18 protein-coding genes are annotated in these 17,052 nt (G+C 71.6%); 13 read left to right on the top strand and 5 right to left on the bottom strand.

Features of this window, described 5'->3' with window-relative positions; all coding sequences use genetic code 11:
* The first annotated feature begins 57 nt into the window (after positions 1 to 57).
* Entirely contained in the window at positions 58 to 978 is a 921-nt protein-coding gene (locus tag ABD355_RS00550) for a helix-turn-helix domain-containing protein (protein ID WP_344397926.1), read from the top strand.
* A 15-nt stretch (positions 979 to 993) separates the two neighbouring features.
* Here ABD355_RS00550 and ABD355_RS00545 read toward each other — a convergent pair whose 3' ends face one another.
* The 3 genes from ABD355_RS00545 to ABD355_RS00535 all read right to left on the bottom strand — a co-directional run bounded on the left by ABD355_RS00545 (position 994) and on the right by ABD355_RS00535 (position 3,649).
* Complete coding sequence (locus tag ABD355_RS00545; protein WP_344397925.1) at positions 994 to 1,812, bottom strand: SAM-dependent methyltransferase; 819 nt, start codon at positions 1,810 to 1,812, stop codon at positions 994 to 996.
* 134 nt (positions 1,813 to 1,946) lie between these two features.
* A complete protein-coding gene (locus tag ABD355_RS00540; RefSeq protein ID WP_344397924.1) occupies positions 1,947 to 2,774 on the bottom strand; it encodes a ZIP family metal transporter in 828 nt (275 codons plus the stop codon).
* 122 nt (positions 2,775 to 2,896) lie between these two features.
* Positions 2,897 to 3,649 carry a helix-turn-helix transcriptional regulator gene (locus ABD355_RS00535; protein WP_344397923.1) on the bottom strand — a complete coding sequence of 251 codons (753 nt, stop codon included), beginning with the start codon at positions 3,647 to 3,649 and terminating at the stop codon, positions 2,897 to 2,899.
* Between the two features lie 122 nt (positions 3,650 to 3,771).
* Between ABD355_RS00535 and ABD355_RS00530 the strand changes: the two genes are divergently transcribed.
* The 4 genes from ABD355_RS00530 (at position 3,772) to ABD355_RS00515 (ending at position 6,175) form a co-directional block, all read left to right on the top strand.
* Positions 3,772 to 4,308, top strand: a complete 537-nt coding sequence (locus ABD355_RS00530) for a DUF2231 domain-containing protein (RefSeq protein WP_344397922.1) — start codon at positions 3,772 to 3,774, stop codon at positions 4,306 to 4,308.
* A 75-nt stretch (positions 4,309 to 4,383) separates the two neighbouring features.
* Positions 4,384 to 4,833 carry a hypothetical protein gene (locus ABD355_RS00525; RefSeq protein WP_344397921.1) on the top strand — a complete coding sequence of 150 codons (450 nt, stop codon included), beginning with the start codon at positions 4,384 to 4,386 and terminating at the stop codon, positions 4,831 to 4,833.
* Between the two features lies 1 nt (position 4,834).
* Positions 4,835 to 5,488, top strand: a complete 654-nt coding sequence (folE, locus tag ABD355_RS00520; RefSeq protein ID WP_344397920.1) for a GTP cyclohydrolase I FolE — start codon at positions 4,835 to 4,837, stop codon at positions 5,486 to 5,488.
* Between the two features lie 114 nt (positions 5,489 to 5,602).
* Complete coding sequence (locus tag ABD355_RS00515; RefSeq protein WP_344397919.1) at positions 5,603 to 6,175, top strand: YbhB/YbcL family Raf kinase inhibitor-like protein; 573 nt, start codon at positions 5,603 to 5,605, stop codon at positions 6,173 to 6,175.
* Here the strand turns inward: ABD355_RS00515 and ABD355_RS00510 are convergent.
* Positions 6,160 to 7,845 carry an IucA/IucC family protein gene (locus ABD355_RS00510; RefSeq protein ID WP_425585690.1) on the bottom strand — a complete coding sequence of 562 codons (1,686 nt, stop codon included), beginning with the start codon at positions 7,843 to 7,845 and terminating at the stop codon, positions 6,160 to 6,162. The genes ABD355_RS00515 and ABD355_RS00510 overlap by 16 nt on opposite strands.
* A gap of 74 nt (positions 7,846 to 7,919) precedes the next feature.
* Here ABD355_RS00510 and ABD355_RS00505 point away from each other — a divergent pair, with 74 nt between their 5' ends.
* The 3 genes from ABD355_RS00505 to ABD355_RS00495 are packed head-to-tail and all read left to right on the top strand — an operon-like array spanning position 7,920 to position 11,562.
* Positions 7,920 to 9,434 (top strand): IucA/IucC family protein, encoded by a 1,515-nt coding sequence (locus tag ABD355_RS00505; protein ID WP_344397917.1) that lies wholly within the window; start codon positions 7,920 to 7,922, stop codon positions 9,432 to 9,434.
* Between the two features lie 44 nt (positions 9,435 to 9,478).
* Positions 9,479 to 10,753 carry a VWA domain-containing protein gene (locus ABD355_RS00500; protein ID WP_344397916.1) on the top strand — a complete coding sequence of 425 codons (1,275 nt, stop codon included), beginning with the start codon at positions 9,479 to 9,481 and terminating at the stop codon, positions 10,751 to 10,753.
* Complete coding sequence (locus ABD355_RS00495) at positions 10,753 to 11,562, top strand: hypothetical protein (protein ID WP_344397915.1); 810 nt, start codon at positions 10,753 to 10,755, stop codon at positions 11,560 to 11,562. Before ABD355_RS00500 ends, ABD355_RS00495 begins: the two co-directional genes overlap by 1 nt.
* A gap of 237 nt (positions 11,563 to 11,799) precedes the next feature.
* Here the strand turns inward: ABD355_RS00495 and ABD355_RS00490 are convergent, their stop codons facing one another.
* On the bottom strand, positions 11,800 to 12,426 hold the full coding sequence (locus tag ABD355_RS00490; protein WP_344397914.1) for a winged helix-turn-helix transcriptional regulator: 627 nt from the start codon (positions 12,424 to 12,426) through the stop codon (positions 11,800 to 11,802).
* Between the two features lie 87 nt (positions 12,427 to 12,513).
* Here ABD355_RS00490 and ABD355_RS00485 point away from each other — a divergent pair, with 87 nt between their 5' ends.
* The 5 genes from ABD355_RS00485 to ABD355_RS00460 all read left to right on the top strand — a co-directional run bounded on the left by ABD355_RS00485 (position 12,514) and on the right by ABD355_RS00460 (position 17,042).
* Positions 12,514 to 13,722 (top strand): pyridoxal phosphate-dependent aminotransferase, encoded by a 1,209-nt coding sequence (locus tag ABD355_RS00485; protein WP_344397913.1) that lies wholly within the window; start codon positions 12,514 to 12,516, stop codon positions 13,720 to 13,722.
* A gap of 67 nt (positions 13,723 to 13,789) precedes the next feature.
* On the top strand, positions 13,790 to 14,947 hold the full coding sequence (locus ABD355_RS00480; RefSeq protein WP_344397912.1) for a serine hydrolase domain-containing protein: 1,158 nt from the start codon (positions 13,790 to 13,792) through the stop codon (positions 14,945 to 14,947).
* A gap of 61 nt (positions 14,948 to 15,008) precedes the next feature.
* Positions 15,009 to 15,608 (top strand): histidine phosphatase family protein, encoded by a 600-nt coding sequence (locus ABD355_RS00475; protein ID WP_344397911.1) that lies wholly within the window; start codon positions 15,009 to 15,011, stop codon positions 15,606 to 15,608.
* A gap of 301 nt (positions 15,609 to 15,909) precedes the next feature.
* Positions 15,910 to 16,542 carry a hypothetical protein gene (locus tag ABD355_RS00465; protein ID WP_344397910.1) on the top strand — a complete coding sequence of 211 codons (633 nt, stop codon included), beginning with the start codon at positions 15,910 to 15,912 and terminating at the stop codon, positions 16,540 to 16,542.
* 77 nt (positions 16,543 to 16,619) lie between these two features.
* A complete protein-coding gene (locus ABD355_RS00460) occupies positions 16,620 to 17,042 on the top strand; it encodes an acyl-CoA thioesterase (protein WP_344397909.1) in 423 nt (140 codons plus the stop codon).
* The last annotated feature ends 10 nt before the right edge of the window (positions 17,043 to 17,052 follow it).

Raw genomic sequence — 17,052 nt, 5'->3', positions numbered from 1 at the left:
GGCGGATGCGGCAATGCGATAATGCGGCCTGTCGTCGCCTGCCCACAGGGAGTCAGGATGCACTGCGAGTCACCGCGCATCTCCCGCCTCGAACCGTATCTGAGCAGCACCGAACCCGCTCCGACCTTGCTGAAGATGCTGGTCGGGGTGCAGCTGGCAGGCATCCGCGAAGGCGTCGGCCTCGCTCAGGAACAGGCCGCTCGTGCGGTGGGATTCAGCCCGGCGAAGCTGTCACGCATCGAGGCGGGCAAGGGCCGCCGACCGCCCACCGAGGGGGACGTGCGAGCCCTGCTGGAGCTGTACAAGACGGAGGACCACGAGACGTCGGTGCTGCTGCAGTTGCTGCGGCGGGCCGGGGAACCGGGGTGGTGGCAGCGCTTCGACAAGCGGCTGATGCCGGAGTGGTTCGACCGGCTGGTCGGGCTGCAGGAAGCAGCCCAGGCGATCCGCACGTTCGAGATCCAGTACGTTCCCGGGCTGCTGCAGACTCCGGCCTACACCCGCGCCGTGGTGGAGCGCGGACTGCCCACGGCGTCGGCCCGCGAGGTGGAGCGCCGCGTCGAACTCCGCATGCAGCGCGCGGAGTTGCTGCGGCGGGCCGATGCCCCGCAACTCTGGGCGGTCATCGACGAGTCGGTGCTGCTGCGCATCCTGGGCAGCCGCGACGTGATGCGCGGGCAGCTGGAGCACCTGGTCACGATGGCTCAGCTGCCTCATGTGACCTTGCAGATCGTCCCCCTGGACGTGACGAACGCCTCCGCGCCGGCCATCCCCGTCACCTACCTGCGCTTCGGCGGTCTCGACCTGCCCGACATCGTCTATCTCGAGCACATCAGGAGCGCCACCTTCCTGGAGGACCGGGACGAGACGGAGGAGTACCGGGTGATCCTGGACCGGCTGGCCGACGAGGCCCTCAATCCCCGCGAGTCGCTGGCCCTCCTCCGCAACACCGTCGAGCGGCGCTACGCGGGGGCATGACCCCCACGCGCCTCACTACCGGAGTCGGCCCACACCGCCGAACTCGATCCACTCCTGGGTGAGCTGACGCGGCGCCACTTCGTTGTCCGGCCGCCAGGTGGACACCTCCACCAGGCCCGGCTCGAGGATGTCCATCCCCTCGAACCACTCCGCGACGTCCTTCTCCTGCCGCACCCGGCCCCAGTGTCCCTGCGTGGCCTGATCCATGAAATCGGTGACGAAGTCCCGTACCTCGGGGTCGTCGCTGACCAGCTGGCACATCACCAGACAGCTGCCGGGCACGAGCCGCTCGGCCACTCGGCGTACCACCGCCGACGGCCCGTCACTGTCGCTGTCCGGGATGCAGTGGAACACCGAGTTGAACAGCACCGCCACCGGCTGCGAGAAGTCGATCAGCCGCTGGGTGTCGGGATGGGAGAAGATCATCTCGGTGTCGCGCAGGTCCGCCTGGATGACGGCGGTGCGCTCGTTCTGCTCCAGCAGGGCCCGGCCGTGCACCAGGACCATCGGGTCGTTGTCGACGTAGACCACACGCGACGCCGGGTCGACCTGCTGTGCCACCTGGTGCACGTTGTTCTGCGTCGGCAGCCCCGATCCGTGGTCGAGGAACTGGCGCATGCCGTACTCCCGCGCCAGCGCCCCCACCACCCGCTGCAGGAAGCGCCGGTTGTTCAGGGCCAGCGCCCGGGTGCTGGGCACGACTTTGTCGAGTTCCTCGCAGGCAGCCCGGTCGACGGCGTAGTTGTCCTTGCCGCCCAGATAGTGGTCGTACATGCGAGCGGCCGTCGGGACCGTCGCATCAATGTTCGTCGACAAATGCTTTCCCGACTCCATCGTCGCCCCCACTCCCGCGCCATCGAAGCGCACCAGCACGCAAGGCAATACATCTTAGAGACACCGCAGTTGCCCCAACCACCCCTTGATCGAACCCCGCACGCGGGCAGCTGACGGCAGACGGTGCGGGAGCTTCAGGCCCCGGCGGCGGTGACGACGGCGTCGGTGGCGAAGCCGAGGACGAGGCCCAGCAGAACGCACCAGGTGGTCACGGTCTTCAGCGCGGCCTTGCGGGCGACGGCCAGCAGTTCGATGACCACGTAGAGGATCGACCCCGCGGCCAGACCCAGGAAGGCGATCGACACGGTGTCGTTGACCAGGTGCTGGCCGACCACGGTGCCGAGGAAGGTCGGACCGCCGCCGATCAGGCCGAGCAGCAGCAGCGTGGCCCAGGAGGGGCGTTCACCCTCGGCGGCCAGCGGGGCGACGATGCCGAACCCTTCGGTGGCGTTGTGCAGCCCGAAGCCGATGATGAGGAGTACGGCGAGGGAGAGTTCGCCCTGGGCGGCGGAGTTGCCGATGGCCAGGCCCTCGGCGAAGTTGTGCAGGCCGATACCGGTGGCGATCATCAGTGCGAGCGAGCCGGCCCGGCTGCGGACCCGGGGGGCCAGCTCGGCGGAGGCGGCGGCACCGGGGCCGGCGGGCCGCGCCGCGGAGGCCGCGCGGCGGGCGATCCAGCCGTCGTAGTACACCAGGCTCATCAGCCCGACTCCGAGGCCCACGGCGAGGGTGAGGCCCCCGGAGGCCACGGTGCTCCAGTCGTGCTTGCCCAGCGCCTCGTCGACCGGCTCCCAGGCGTGTGTCAGGACGTCCCAGACCAGGAAGATCAGGATGCCGATGGCGACGGCGTTCAGACCTGCGCGCAGCCGCGGGCTCGGGTTGCGCAGCCGGCCGAGGGGCAGGCCGAGGTAGATGGTGAACCCTGCGATGGCACCGAGCAGGGCTACCTGGGAACTGGACATTAGGGGGGACTCCAGTGGGAAGAGCGGAGAAGTACCTCCCGAACCTAGATGAGGCAAGGCTTACCTAATAGGTCCCTGTGGGTCGATTTTGAGAAAACTTGGCGAATTCCTCGAACTCGGCTTCAGCGGGCCTCGCCCTGATCGCCGTCGGGATCCGCGCCCGCCGGGGTGAGCCGAACGCAGCATTCTCCGGGCTGTGGGGCCAGGACGGCTTGGACGCCGTTGATCCGCAGGCCGTCGAGGTAACCGGTGAGGAAGGCGTGGTTCATGCCGCACACCAGGTCGGGGGCCTTGGCCGCAAGGGGGTGGAAGGGGCAGTTGCGCAGCCGGATGTGCGTGGGGGTTTCACGGACGGGTTCGTAGCCGTGCTCCTCGAGCATGCGCTCACAGGTGGTCAGCCCGCGTTCGGCGCCGAGACGGCCGGGCCGCGTCCGCTCCCGTTCCGTCTCGCCCATCTGTCGCCCGCGCACGCCGGCGGTGCGTGTCGCCGCTTGCATGGCGCTCTCTTCGGGGCCCTCGGTCAGGACGGCGTCCAGCAGGAGGTCCGCCAGGAGTTCGTGGCGCCGGTCGGGGATGCTGACGGTGAGCTGGGTGTCGGTGGGCTCGTAGACCTTGGGCTGCCTACCGGCCCTGCGGATCCCGCCGGGCGTCTCGTAGCGGGCGCGCAGCAGGCCGGCGTCGACGAGCTTGTCGAGGTGGAAGGCGGCCAGCTTGCGGGATATGCCGACGCTGGCGGCGGCCTCGTCACGGGTGACCGCGCGGCGGGCGCGCCGGATGAAGGCGAACATGCGCCGCCGGGAGTCCTCGCCCAGGACGCTCACGGAGTCGATGGCGGCGTCGGCCGCACGGGCCGGCGGTATCGGATCGGAAGCCACATGACCACGATAACTCCTACCTGCATGGGCGCTTGTGCTCTTTGAGTGCCTGGAACTGGGCGTCTTGACTCGCAGACCTAATAAGACCAAGATTTGTTGGCGAAACTACGGAGGTCGTCGCGATGGTCAGTGAGTCTCAGCTTCAGGCGAAGCGGCCGGTCAGTGCCGCCCTCGCCGGCCCGTACGGCCATCCCTTCCACCCGATTCTCGTGACGGTGCCGATCGGCGCCTGGGTGGCGAGCCTGGTGTTCGACATCGCCTCCCAGGTGGTGCACGATCCGGCATTCCTGACCCGGGGCTCGGAGTGGCTGATCGCGGTCGGCGTGATCGGCGCACTGCTGGCCGCACTGGTCGGCTTTCTCGACCTGTTCGCGATTCCCGCCGGGACCCGCGCGTTCCGCACCGGCCTGCTGCACATGACGCTGAACCTGGGCGTGACCGCCGCCTACGTCGTCAACTTCCTGTGGCGCCACGGCACCTACACCGACGGCAGCTGCGTCGGCGCCGGGAAGCTCGCCCTGTCCGCGGTCGGCATCGCCGTCCTGGGTGTCTCGGGGTTCCTGGGCGGCAAGCTCGCCTACCGCTACGGCGTACGGGTCGCCGACGAGAACACCCAGGCCGAGGGATACGGGCCGGGCGACCCCGGCCGGACCTCGTGACAGCAGCCCCGCACACCTCTCGACGGCCGGTGCCCGCCGGCTGCCTTCCAGCCATCCATCGTTGGGGAGTTCCTCATGGACATCGCCGCACTGATCGCCTGGGTGGTCACCGCCCTCGGCGGCTTCTACCTGCTCGGCACCTGGATCCAACGCGGCGGGATCCGCCAGCAGCAGTCCGGCACCAGCCGCCTGCCCGCACCGGTGATCTTCGGGCACTTCGCCCTGGCCGCCATCGGCCTCGTGGTGTGGATCATCTACGTCGTGGCTGACAAGAAGGCCCTGGCCTGGACCGCCTTCGGCCTGCTGCTGCCGGTCGCCCTGCTCGGCTTCACGATGCTGGCCCGCTGGATCCCCGTCTACCGCGACCGCGCCACGGCCACCCCAGCCGCGGCTGCTCCGGGAGCGGAGGGGACGGTCCCTGCCGAACGGCACTTCCCGCTGCCCGTGGTCCTGGCACACGGCCTGCTCGCGGTCGTCACCCTCGTCCTGGTCCTGCTCACCGCCCTCGGCATCGGCGGCAGCTGACATGACCGAACTCTCGCGCCACACCACCGCACGAATACGCCCCACCGACCAGGAAGGCCCATCCGCAGGCCCCACCCTGCGGGTGGTCCATGAACCCGACGGCATCGACCTTGCCGCCGCCGAACGCGCCGCCGGTCAGTTCCTGAACGCCCTGGGCATCGCCACCTCCTCGGAGAGCATGCGCGGCACACCGGGCCGCATGGCCCGCGCCTACGCCGAGCTGTTCAGCCCGCGCCCCTTCGACCTCACCACCTTCCCCAACGACGAGGGCTACGACGAACTCGTCCTGGCCCGCCGCATCCCGGTCCGGTCCGTCTGCGAGCACCATCTGCTGCCGTTCGTCGGCACCGCCCACGTCGGCTACCTGCCCGGTGGCCGGATCCTGGGGCTGTCGAAACTGGCCCGTGTCGTCGAGCACTTCTCCTGCCGGCCGCAGGTGCAGGAGCGGCTGACCAAACAGGTCGCCGACTGGCTGCAGACCCACCTGGAACCCAAGGGTGTCGGCGTGGTCATCGAGGCCGAGCACAGCTGCATGACCCTGCGCGGCGTCCAGGCCACCGGCTCCAGCACCATGACCTCCACCCTCCTCGGCCTGCTGCGCACCGACGGCCGTTCCCGCAGCGAGTTCCTCGCCCTGACCGGCGCAACCACCTGACCCGGCCTCAGGCTGCGCCACCACGGTTTTCCCCGCCCGCAGTCCGAAATGTTCCTGTGCGGACCGTCGCGATCCCCGTGTATAAGGATCAAAACCCACCACGAGGAGCAACTCATGGCTGTGCTGGGCAAGTTGCTGAAGAACAAGCGGGCCGGGGACGAGGGCCTCGCCTGGAACGCGCCGAACCTGGCCGGCGCGAACACCCTGGAGCTGAGCAGCCCCGACTTCGCGCACGAGACGACGATCCCCACCCCGCACGCCGGCAAGCGCCTCGGTGGAAAGGATCTCTCACCGGCCCTGACCTGGGGCAAGGCGCCCGCCGGGACGGTCCGGTTGCTGCTGGTCATCGAGGACCCCGACGCACCGACGGCGTACCCGTACAACCACGGCATCGCCCTGCTCGACCCGTCCCTGACCGCTCTCCCCCAGGGCGGCCTCGACGCCGGTACCCCCGCGGACGGAGTACGGCTGCTGAGTTCGGGCTCGCGCCGCGGCTACCTCGGACCCGCGCCGATCAAGGGCCATGGTCCGCACCGTTACGTCTTCCAGCTGTTCGCCCTGGGCAAGCCGCTGACCGTCGGAAAGAGCGGCACCGTGCCGGACACCGCCAAGCCGCGGGCCGTGCTCGCCGCCGCGGGTGAGGTGCTCGCGCGCGGCCGCCTCGACGGCTTCTACGAGCGCGTCTGACCTGCGGTCAGCGGATTCGGCAGCGGCAGATAGCGGGCGTCCGCGCCGTCCGCACCCGTCCAGCGCAGGAGCAGGTTCGTCTTGCCCGGGAGGGTCGGGGAGCTGAGCAGGGCGGTGATCTCCGGGAGGTCATGGCGGGCGAGTTCGCGGCGGGCCGCGGGCCAGGGGTCGAGACCGGGGTGGCGTTCGGCCAGGGTGGCGGCGACCTCGGTGAGGTGGTTGACGACCAGGCAGTACACCAGCCGTTCCCAGCCGGCCGCGCGCGACACCTCCGGCAGCAGCTTCACGCCCTCGGCGTCCCGGAACAGCGCCTGCACCGGGATGCCGTCCGCGTCGACGGCGACCAGCGTGTTCTGCAGATGTGCCTCGAGTACGACCCCGTGGTCGGCGAAGGCTGCCAGCGCCGGCGGCACGACGGCCCTCAGATACGCCTCCCACCAGGCCTCCGGGTCGCGAGTCGCGTCGAGAGGGCTGCCCGCGAAGCCCTCCACCAGGCCCGCGGCAAGCAAGGGGGTCGCGCCGGGCAGCACATGGCCGTGCAGCCCGTCGCGGACCAGGACGGCGAGTTCCTCGAAGGCGAAGCCGGCGCTGCGGTAGCCGCGGTCGCCGAGCCAGGCCGCCGGGCCGTCCACGGCGGCGAAGGCGGCGGCCGCCGCCTCGTCCGTGCGGCGGAGTTTCAGCAGGTCGTGGCGCCACAGCCGGCGGATGTCGTTGGTGATGCGGACGTCGAGGCTGAACTTCAGGAAGAGGTCGTGCTCGGGGGCGTAGAGGGTACGGATCGCGGCCGTGGGCCAGGTCTCGAAGGCTGTCGTGCCCAGCGGGATCAGACGGCCGTCGGCGAAGGCGGGCGCGAGGTCCACGAGGTCGAGCTGCCAGGGGTGGGCGGGCAGCAGCCGGTAGCCGGGCGGGGCCTCGCCGAGGGCGTCCAGCGCCGAGGTGTCGCCCTCCTCGACGACCAGGTCCTCGCGCACGCCGAGCAGCACCAACGGGAAGCGGGCGTAGGCCTCAGGGGCGTACGGCAGCCAGCCCGCGACCGGGCCGCCACCGCGTGCCTTGGGGGCCGGATGGTAGGGGTGGCCGGTGATCAGGGACTGCTCGGAGCGCTGGTACGGGTCCTCGGGCGCCGTCGCCCCGGCGCGGGCGGCCAGCAGTGCGGCCACGGCGTCCCGGCTGTCGATCATCTCGGCGGGGAGTTCGTGGTTGGACAGGCCCGTGTCGCGGCGCAGCTCCTCGGCGACGAGCTTGACGAGTTCGGTGTGCCCGACGGGGTGCCAGTGGCCGCCTGCATAGACCTCGGGGCCGGCGGGCCGGCGTTCCCCGCGCACCCGGAGGAGCCGGCCGGTGCCGGGCAGTCGGTACGTGCGGAAGGGGCAAGCGTCCGTCCCCGACGGCGCGGGCCTGCCGTGCGCGCCGGAATCCGAGGCGGAAGGCCCCGTCCCCCAAGCGCCGGGGCCCGTGCCCTCCAGCCAGGGCGCGCCCTGAGCGCCCGGATCGAGACCCAGTGACCCGGACTCGGCACGCGGGTCAGGGTGCACCACCGGCTCGGCCACCTCGCGCAGCAGACAGTTGAGGAGCGGTGCGGCCGCGTATGCGTCGGCACGGCCGGCGGGGTCGTCACCGGTGTGCGGGGTGATGAGATCCACGCGATCCACTCGTTCCCTCAGGTCCATTCGGGCGGAGACGATCAGTATGTATGCCGTCACCCCGGTTCGTGACGCCCTACTCGTACCCGAGGAGCCCGCCCGTGCACCGTCCCCACCCCGCGGAGGCCGAGGTCGCCGACGAGCTGGCCGCCGTACGCCCCGCGCTCGAGTCACGGTACGCGGCCGAGCTGCCGGGTGCCCGGGCGGCCGTGCTGACCCGGCTGTGGCGGGCGCTCGCCCATGAGCCGCTGCCGTGGATCGCCGCCCGCCACCCGGACCGGGAGGGTCTCACCGTGCGCCTTCGCGACGGGCGCCGGCTGCACGGGCCGGCCGCGGATCCGTACGCCACCGCCGGCCATGTCACCGCCGTACACCTCGACAGCGTGGCGTACGACCATCCGGCGCGGCTGATGACCGACCTGGCGGTGCCGCACTGCGTCGACTTCGCGGCCGAACTCGGGCACAGCGTGGCGTCCTTGGCGCTGTCCCGGGCCGATCAGGAGCGCCACACGGACGAGTGGCCCGCGCAGGACTGGGAGTGGGAGCAGCGGGTGGTGGACGGGCATCCCTTCCATCCGGGTTGCCGTTCCCGGCCCGGTTTCTCGGTGGCCGAGCAGCTGGCCTACGGGCCCGAGCACCGGCCGCGGGTCGAGCTCGGGATGCTGCCGGTCAGGGCCGACGAGTGCCTGGTGACCGGGGCGTGGCCGGACGACATGCGGGACGGGGAACGGCTGTTGCTGCCGGTGCACCCGTGGCAGGCGGCGCATGTGCTGAAGCGGACCTGCGAGCAGAAGCTCACCGCGCATCCGCTGATGTCCCTGCGCACCCTCGCGGTGCCCGGCGGGCCGCATGTCAAGACCGCGCTGAGCGCCCGGCTGACGTCCTCGGTGCGGGACATCTCGCGCTACTCGATCGCACTGTCGGCGACGCTGTCGGCCTTCGCGGAGTCACTGGCGGCGCGCGCCGACGGCCTGCTGCACGTGACGCGCACCTGGGGTGCGGCCACGGCCGAGTCCGCGGACCTCGCCGCCGTGCTGCGGGAGTCGCCGCAGACGTACGCCTCGACGGCCCGCGGCGAGCGGGTCGTGCCGGTGGCCGCGCTCGCCACCACCGCGCTGCCCGAATCCCCCGCCTGGCTCGCCGACTTCACCCGCCTCACCCTCACCGTCGGCCTGCGCCTGCTGGAGCTGGGAGTGGCCCTTGAGGCGCATGGCCAGAACCTTCTGGTCGTCCTCTCGGCGACGGGTGCCCCGCTGCGGCTGGTCTACCGCGATCTCGCCGACATCCGCGTCAGCCCGGCGCGGCTGGCCCGGCACGGCATCCCGGTCCCCGATCTCCTGTCCGGACGGCTCGTCACGGACGACGTGACGACGCTGCGGCGCAAGCTGTTCGGCTCGCTGGTGGCGGGCGCCCTCGCCGGTACGGCGGGTTCGGCACAGGCGCTCGGGACGGCGCTGGAGACGGCCGTACGGGAGCTGCCGTGCTCTCCCGACCTGGCCGCGCTGCTCGAAGAGCCGCTGCCCACGAAGGCGCTGACGCTGATGCGGATGTCGCCCGGGACGCCCGGTGACCAGTGGGCCCAGCTGCCCAATCCCCTGCGCTCAGAGGCCTGCTGACGCTCGTTTTGGAACCCGGCACATCTGATCAATAAGATCCGCCGATGATCAGAAGACAACGGCTGGCGGCAGGAGTGTGCGCCCTGCTCGCCGCCCTGGCGGCCGGGATGGCGTTCCCGGCCGCGGCGAGCGCCGGCGAACCCACGGGCGAGGCGACCGCGAAGGTCGATCTCGTGCTCGACGTCAGCGGTTCCATGCGGACCCGGGACATCGACGGCGGAACCCGGATGGCCGCGGCGAAGCAGGCGTTCAACGAGGTCCTCGACGCGACACCCGCGGAGGTCCAGCTCGGCATCCGCACGCTCGGCGCCAACTACCCGGGCAACGACCGGAGGACGGGCTGCAAGGACACCGCGCAGCTCTACCCGGTCAGCACCCTGGACCGCACCGGGGCGAAGACGGCGGTCGCGACCCTCTCGCCCACCGGCTGGACCCCGATCGGCCCGGCCCTCCTCAAGGCGGCCGACGACCTGAAGGGCGGCGACGGCTCCAAGCGGATCGTGCTGATCACCGACGGCGAGGACACCTGCGCCCCGCTCGACCCGTGCGAGGTGGCCCGCGAGATCGCCGCCAAGGGCATCGGGATGACCATCGACACCCTCGGCCTGGTCCCCGACACCAAGCTGAACAAGCAGCTCAGCTGTATCGCCGAGGCGACCGGCGGCACCTACACCTCGGTCGAGCACACCGCCGAACTCACCGACAAGGTCAACCAGTTGGTGGACCGGGCGGCCAACCCCGTGGTGACTCCGGTCGCCACCGAGGGCGCCGCACAGTGCACGGACGCGCCGACCCTGAAGTCGGGTCTGTACACGGACCGTGAGGAGTTCGGGCAGCAGCGCTGGTACCGCGTGGAGGTCCTGGCGGGCCAGGAGCTGCGCGCCTCGGTGAGCGTGGCGGCCGACCGGGCCGTCGGTCCGGACTACGGGGCACTGCTGCGGGCCGTCACCGTGCACGGCCGGGAGATCGTGCGCGGGGAGGCCGCGGGCAACGGTCGTACGGACGTCATCTCCACCGGGCTGCGCTACCCCAAGCCCGAACGGGACGGCGACGACAGCGACAAGCCCGCCGCGGAGACGGTCTGCCTTCAGGTCACCAACTCCTTCTCTGCGGCCTCCGGCGTGAAGACCACGCCCGGTCTGCCGCTGGAGCTGACCGTGGACGTGGTCGACGGCCCGTCCCACTCCGGCGACGTGGCCTCCTTCGGCCTCGGCCGCGGCTGGTGGCTGCTCGGCGTACTGGTGCTGGTCGGCTTCCTGGCCGGTCTGATCTGGGGCTGGCTGTCACGCTGGCGGGTCGCGGTCTGGAGGACCAACTGATGCGGATCACACGTGTGTTGAGCGCGGCCCTGCTGACGCTCGGGCTGGCGGCCGCTCCCGCGGCGGCCGACTCCTCGCCGTCGCCCAGCGCCTCCGGCGCCGGCTCGGCGCCGACCTCGGCGGGGACGTCCTTCCGTACGGCGACGGAGTTCGAGCAGGGGCAGCAGGCCACGGCGGTCGGCTCCACGGGCGACTACCTGTACTGGTCGTTCCCCGCGGACGCCGGTCAGCGCCCCACCGTCGAAGCCACCGTGAAGCTGCCGGACACGCATGCCGCGCAGACCTGGCAGATCGACGTGTACGACGGACTGCGGCGCCGCCAGGCCTGCCAGTACGGCGCGCAGACGCGCACCGCGGCCCAGGGCACGCCCAGGGTCGACCTGGCCTGCACGCTGCGTACCGTGCGCGCCTGGTCGGAGCCGTGGGCCGACGACCCGCTGCCGGGGACGTACTACATACGGCTGTCCGTGGTGAACCTGGCGCCGGCCGACCTCGGCCAGCCGATCCGCGCCTCGGTCCGGGTCGGGTCCAAGGACATCGGCGGCTCGGCGGCCGTGGACGGCTCGCTGGCGAAGCCGCTGGTACCGGGGATCGCGGCGGCCGCCAAGTCTGCGGAGAACAACGGGAGTTCGTCGAAGCCCGCCGTGCTGTCGAGCATCGAGCCCGAGGACGGCTGGGCATCCGGCTGGTGGTCGGACCGCTGGGTGTGGACCGCGATCGGCGGCGCACTGGCCGCGCTCGCGGGCGTCGGAGGATATGCACTGACACGCGGCATGGGACGCCCCTCACGGGTACCGCCGGGCGCCTGACGCTCCCCAGAAGGCCCGCGCCAGGCGGGCCTTCTGGCCTCCCAGACCGCGCGCAGCGGTCACGAGGGTGCCCCGCCGGCTGACGCGGCGGAAGGGACCCGCCCGCAAGTACCGCCGGACACCAGGCACCTCGGCAAATGGCCCGCCCGCGCCGACGGCCCTTCTGCAGCCCTCAGGGGCGCCGCCTGGCGCCTGACACCCGCACAGAAGGCGTGGGCCCGAGGGGCTTCTGTCGTCTCACGCCTCGCGCAGCGCCTTCGCCAAGGTGCCCTCGCCGGTGACGTCGACCCGCCCCTGCCGCACCGCCTCGGTCAGGGCCAACTCGCCTCGCGCGAGGGCCGCGCCCGTTTCGGCGTCCAGGGTCAGTCGCGCGTCGGGGTCCCCGGGGGCGGGCCCGTCGCCGTACAGCGGGCCGGCCTCGGCGCCGACGTACAGGTGGAAGTCCCCCTCCTCCAGCCGGACCTCGACGAGCCCCTCCCCCTCCAGTGAGCGCAGCAGGGGCAGCGCGAACCAGTGGGCGCGCAGGGCGTCCGTGGGCCGGCGCTCACCGAGTTCGCCCTGGCCCCATACGCTCAGCGCCTGCAGCACGGGGAGCAACTCCCGCCCACGCGAGGTGAGTTCGTAGACGTAGGCCGCACCGGGCGGGGGCAGCCGGCGGCGCGTGCTGAGCCCGTCGCGTTCCATGTCCTTCAGCCGTGAGGCGAGTACGTCCGTGCTCACGCCGGGCAGGTCCGCGTGCAGGTCCGTGTAGCGGCGAGGGCCGGCCAGCAGCTCGCGGACGATCAGCAGGGTCCAGCGGTCGCCGACGAGGTCGAGGGCGCGGGCGGCGGAACAGTACTGGTCGTAGCTTCGGCGTCGTGACATGCGACGCAGTCTAGACATGTTGTTGGACTTTCCAAGCTCGAACTTGGTAAAACCAAGCAACACACGAAACCGGAGGGGCGAGCGAGCATGGAGTTCCGGCAGTCGAACAAGCTCAGCGAGGTCTGTTACGAGATCCGCGGCCCGGTGATCGAGCACGCCAACGCACTGGAGGAGGCGGGCCACAGCGTGCTGCGCCTGAACACCGGCAACCCCGCGGTGTTCGGCTTCGAGGCGCCGGAGGAGATCCTCCAGGACATGATCCGGATGCTCCCGCAGGCGCACGGCTACACGGACTCCCGCGGCATCCTCTCCGCCCGCCGTGCGGTCGCCCAGCGCTACCAGACCCTGGGCCTGGAGGTCGACGTCGACGACGTCTTCCTCGGCAACGGCGTCTCCGAGCTGGTCTCGATGGCCGTACAGGCACTGGTCGAGGACGGCGACGAGATCCTGATCCCCGCCCCGGACTTCCCCCTCTGGACGGCGGTCACGACCCTCGCCGGCGGCAAGGCCGTCCACTACCTCTGCGACGAACAGGCCGACTGGTACCCGGACCTGGACGACATGGCCTCGAAGATCACCGACCGCACCAAGGCCGTCGTCATCATCAACCCGAACAACCCCACCGGCGCGGTCTACCCCAAGGAGATCATCGAGGGCATCCTCGACCTCGCCCGCCGCCACGGCCTGATGGTCTTCGCCGACGAGATCTACGACCAGATCCTCTACGACGACGCCGTGCACCACTCGGCCGCCGCGCTCGCCCCCGACCTGGTGGTGCTCACTTTCTGCGGTCTGTCGAAGACGTACCGGGTGGCCGGCTTCCGCTCGGGCTGGCTGGTGGTGACCGGCCCGAAGCAGCACGCGAAGAACTACCTGGAGGGCCTGACGATGCTGGCCTCCATGCGGCTGTGCGCCAACGCGCCCGCCCAGTACGCCATCCAGGCCGCGCTCGGCGGCCGTCAGTCGATCCGCGAGCTGACCGCGCCGGGCGGCCGTCTCCACGAACAGCGCAACGTCGCCTGGGAGAAGCTGAACGAGATCCCGGGCGTCTCCTGCGTGAAACCGAAGGGCGCCCTGTACGCGTTCCCGCGCATCGACCCCAAGGTGCACAGGATCCACGACGACGAGAAGTTCGTCCTGGACCTGCTGCTGCGGGAGAAGATCCAGGTGGTGCAGGGCACCGGCTTCAACTGGCCGACCCCGGACCACTTCCGGATCCTGACGCTGCCGTACGCGGACGATCTGGAGGCGGCGATCGGGCGGATCGGGCGGTTCCTGAGCGGATACCGCCAGTAGCGGGAATGCCGTGCCACGGCCCTCTGTTGGTGGATGCCGTATCCGATCACCGAACAGGGGGCTTTGCATGTCGCACGACGTACAGGGAACGGTGTCCGAGGGATTCGAGGGTGTGCGCGAGGAGTTCGCCGCCTTCCTCGCCGGGGAGCGGCACGAGCCCGGTGCGCAGCTGGTGGCGTACCACCACGGGCGGCGGGTGGTGGACCTGTGGGCCGGGGAGGGAATCGACGGGGACTCGCTGACCAGTCTGTTCTCCATCACCAAGGGCGCGGCGCATCTCGTCGTCGCCCTGCTGGTGCAGGACGGCGTGCTGGATCTGGGCCGTGAAGTGGCCGCGTACTGGCCCGAGTTCGGGGTGGAGGGCAAGGAGCGGCTGACGCTGCGCGAGCTGCTGGAGCACCGGGCCGGTCTGGTCGGCATCCCCGACGGCGGGTTCAGCACCGAAGAGTTGGCCGACGACCGGCTCATGGCGGCACGGCTCGCCGGGCAGAAGCCGCTGTGGGACCCGCAGAGCGGCTACGGCTACCACGGGCTCGTCATCGGCGCGCTCACCGGCGAGGTGGTGCGCCGGGCCACCGGGAAGTCGATCCAGGAGCTGTACGAGGAGCGCATCCGGGCGCCCTACGGCCTCGACTTCCACCTCGGCCAGCCCGAGGAGCTGGAGCCGCGGTGGCGGGAGGTGCAGCCGCTCGTTCCCACCCCCGAGGAGGCCGCCGCGCTGGCGGCACGGGCGGCCGTCCCCGGCAGCATCCGGTACATCGCCTTCAACCTGAACGCGCCCGAGCCCACCGACCTGCTCGCCTTCGCGAACGACCGCCGCACCCGGGCCCTCGGCCCGGCGTCCTCGGGCGGGGTCGGCAACGCGCGTGGGGTGGCCGGCATGTACGCGGCCGCGATCAGCACGGTGGACGGCAGGGCGCCCCTGCTCACCCGTGAGACGACGGCCCTGTTCGGCGGGCTGCGGACACCCGGCCCCGACCTGGTGACCGGCGGCGACGACCACTTCGCGGTGGGCTTCGAGTACCTGGCCGGCCGCTACCCGCTCCTCGGCGAGGAGTCCTTCGGACACAGCGGCGCCACGGGCTCGCTGGCCTTCGCCGACCCGGCGAGCGGGGTGGCCTACGCCTACACACGGCGGCGCTTCGCCTTCCCCTCGGGCGTCGGCGCCTCCCCCGAGAACGGCCGTCTGGCCGATGCCGTACTGCGGGCGGCCTCGGCCTCGTGACACGGTGGGACAAGGCCTGCACGGCCGTGTCCGGCGGGTCCGAACGGGAAGGGTGCGCGGCATGGGCGACGTGTTTCTCGTGCGGCACGGTGAGACCGAGTGGTCGCGGTCCGGACGGCACACCGGCTGGACGGACGTGCCGCTGACCGAGCGCGGCCGGGAGGAGGCCAGGCAGCTGGTGCCGCTGATCCGCTCGCACCGGATCGGGGCCGCGTTCGTCAGTCCGCTGCAGCGGGCGCGGGAGACGGCGGAGCTGATCGGGCTGCAGGACGTGCGGGTCGACCCGGATCTGCGGGAGTGGGACTACGGCGGCTACGAGGGGATCACCACCGTCGAGATCCAGCGCACCCGGCCGGACTGGTTCCTGTTCCGGGACGGGGTGGAGCCGGGCCCGCCGGACCACCCCGGAGAGACCCCCGAGCAGGTGGGCGAACGCGCGGACCGCATGCTGGCCAAGGTGGACGCGGCACTCGCCGACATCGAGGGCTGTGTGGTCCTGGTGGCGCACGGCCACTTCCTGCGGGTGTTCACGGCCCGGCGGCTGGGGCTGCCGCCGTCGGGCGGTGCCCTGTTCCAGCTGGCCACGGGGACGGTGTGCCGGCTGGGGACGGAGCACGGGCGGCCGGTGATCGCCGGATGGAACCTGCGGCCCGGGGCGTGAGCGCCCGTCACCGACCGTTGTCAGACCCTCCTCGTAGCCTCTCAGGAGGTGGGACAGGGGGCCCGGCGACGGGAAGGAGCATGCCGTGACACGACCACCGACCGCCGCTCAGCGGCGTGTGATCGATGCCGCCTGGCCACGGGGACGGTGTGCCGGCTGGGGACGGAGCACGGGCGGCCGGTGATCGCCGGATGGAACGTGCGGCCCGGGGCGTGAGCGCCGGTCACCGGCCGTTGTCAGACCCTCCTCGTAGCCTCTCAGGAGGTGGGACAGGGGGCCCGGCGACGGGAAGGAGCATGCCGTGACACGACCACCGACCGCCGCTCAGCGGCGTGTGATCGATGCCGCCGATCCGGTGACGGGGCGGCTGAGGGGTACGGAGGCGCAGCTGGCGGCGCTGGTGAAGTGGGGGTTCGCCTTCCGGCACCCGCGGCCGCCGCACGACCACTTCCTGACGCCGGCCGGGCATCGCATACGGGAGGCCGGGGAGCCGGGGACGCCTGCGCCCGAGACCGAGGCGACCGCCGACAGCGGTGTCTTCGCCGCGCGCGTCGGCGGTGAGGAGGAGCCGCCGCAGGCCGGTCCGGCCCGCGGGCGCGAGGTGCGCAGCGCCTGGCAGGGCTTGCTGGAGCTGCGGCGGATGACCAATCCGGACGGGGCCCTGGACCGGCCGTGCGGCTGGGAGCGCGCGCACCTGGTGCAGGCCGCGGCGCTCGCCCTGGAGGCGGCCGGCCACCGTCCGGCGGGTGCTGACCTGGTCGGCTACCGGGTGAGGGCGACACCGCAGCCGGAGGCGGTCGCCGTGCACGAGCCGGATCCGGCCGCGCTGCGGGCCTGCGCGGCCACGCTGGAGGAGGCGGGCTGGCAGGTCGGCGAGCACAACGACCCACGGTCCAGGGCGCGTTATCTGCTGGCCTCACCCCGCCGGGCATAGCGAGGCATGCCAAGATCGGTCGGTCGCATCGTCCATCAGTACGAGCTGTACTGCGAGCTGTACGAGGAGAGGGAGCAGTGACCGAACCGTTTTCCGTCCCGGTGACCGTGCGCGGGTACGAGACCGATGTGCTGGGGCACCTCAACCAGGCCGTGTACCTGAACTACGCGGAGCACGCCCGCTGGTCGTTACTGCATGCGGCCGGTATGACCCAGGCGACCCTGGTGGCCAAGGGCGTGGGCCCGGCGGCCCTGGAGACCACCCTGCGCTTCAGGCGTGAGCTGGTCGCCGGCGACGAGGTCGAGGTGACCTGCGCCTTCGAGTGGGGCGGCGGCAAGACCTTCCACATCGAGCAGACGATACGGAAGGCCGACGGCACGGTGGCGGCGGAGGTCACCGCGGTCGTCGGCCTGATGGACCTGAAGCAGCGTCGGCTGCTCCCGAACCCGCGGGAGTTCTTCAAGGAACTCTCCACGGACCCGGCCCTGTTCGGGCTGTGACGCCCCCTCG

The sequence above is a fragment of the Streptomyces longisporus genome (genome assembly GCF_039532765.1).
GTDB classification, from domain to species: domain Bacteria; phylum Actinomycetota; class Actinomycetes; order Streptomycetales; family Streptomycetaceae; genus Streptomyces; species Streptomyces longisporus.
This window is presented reverse-complemented; position numbering and strand designations above follow the sequence as displayed.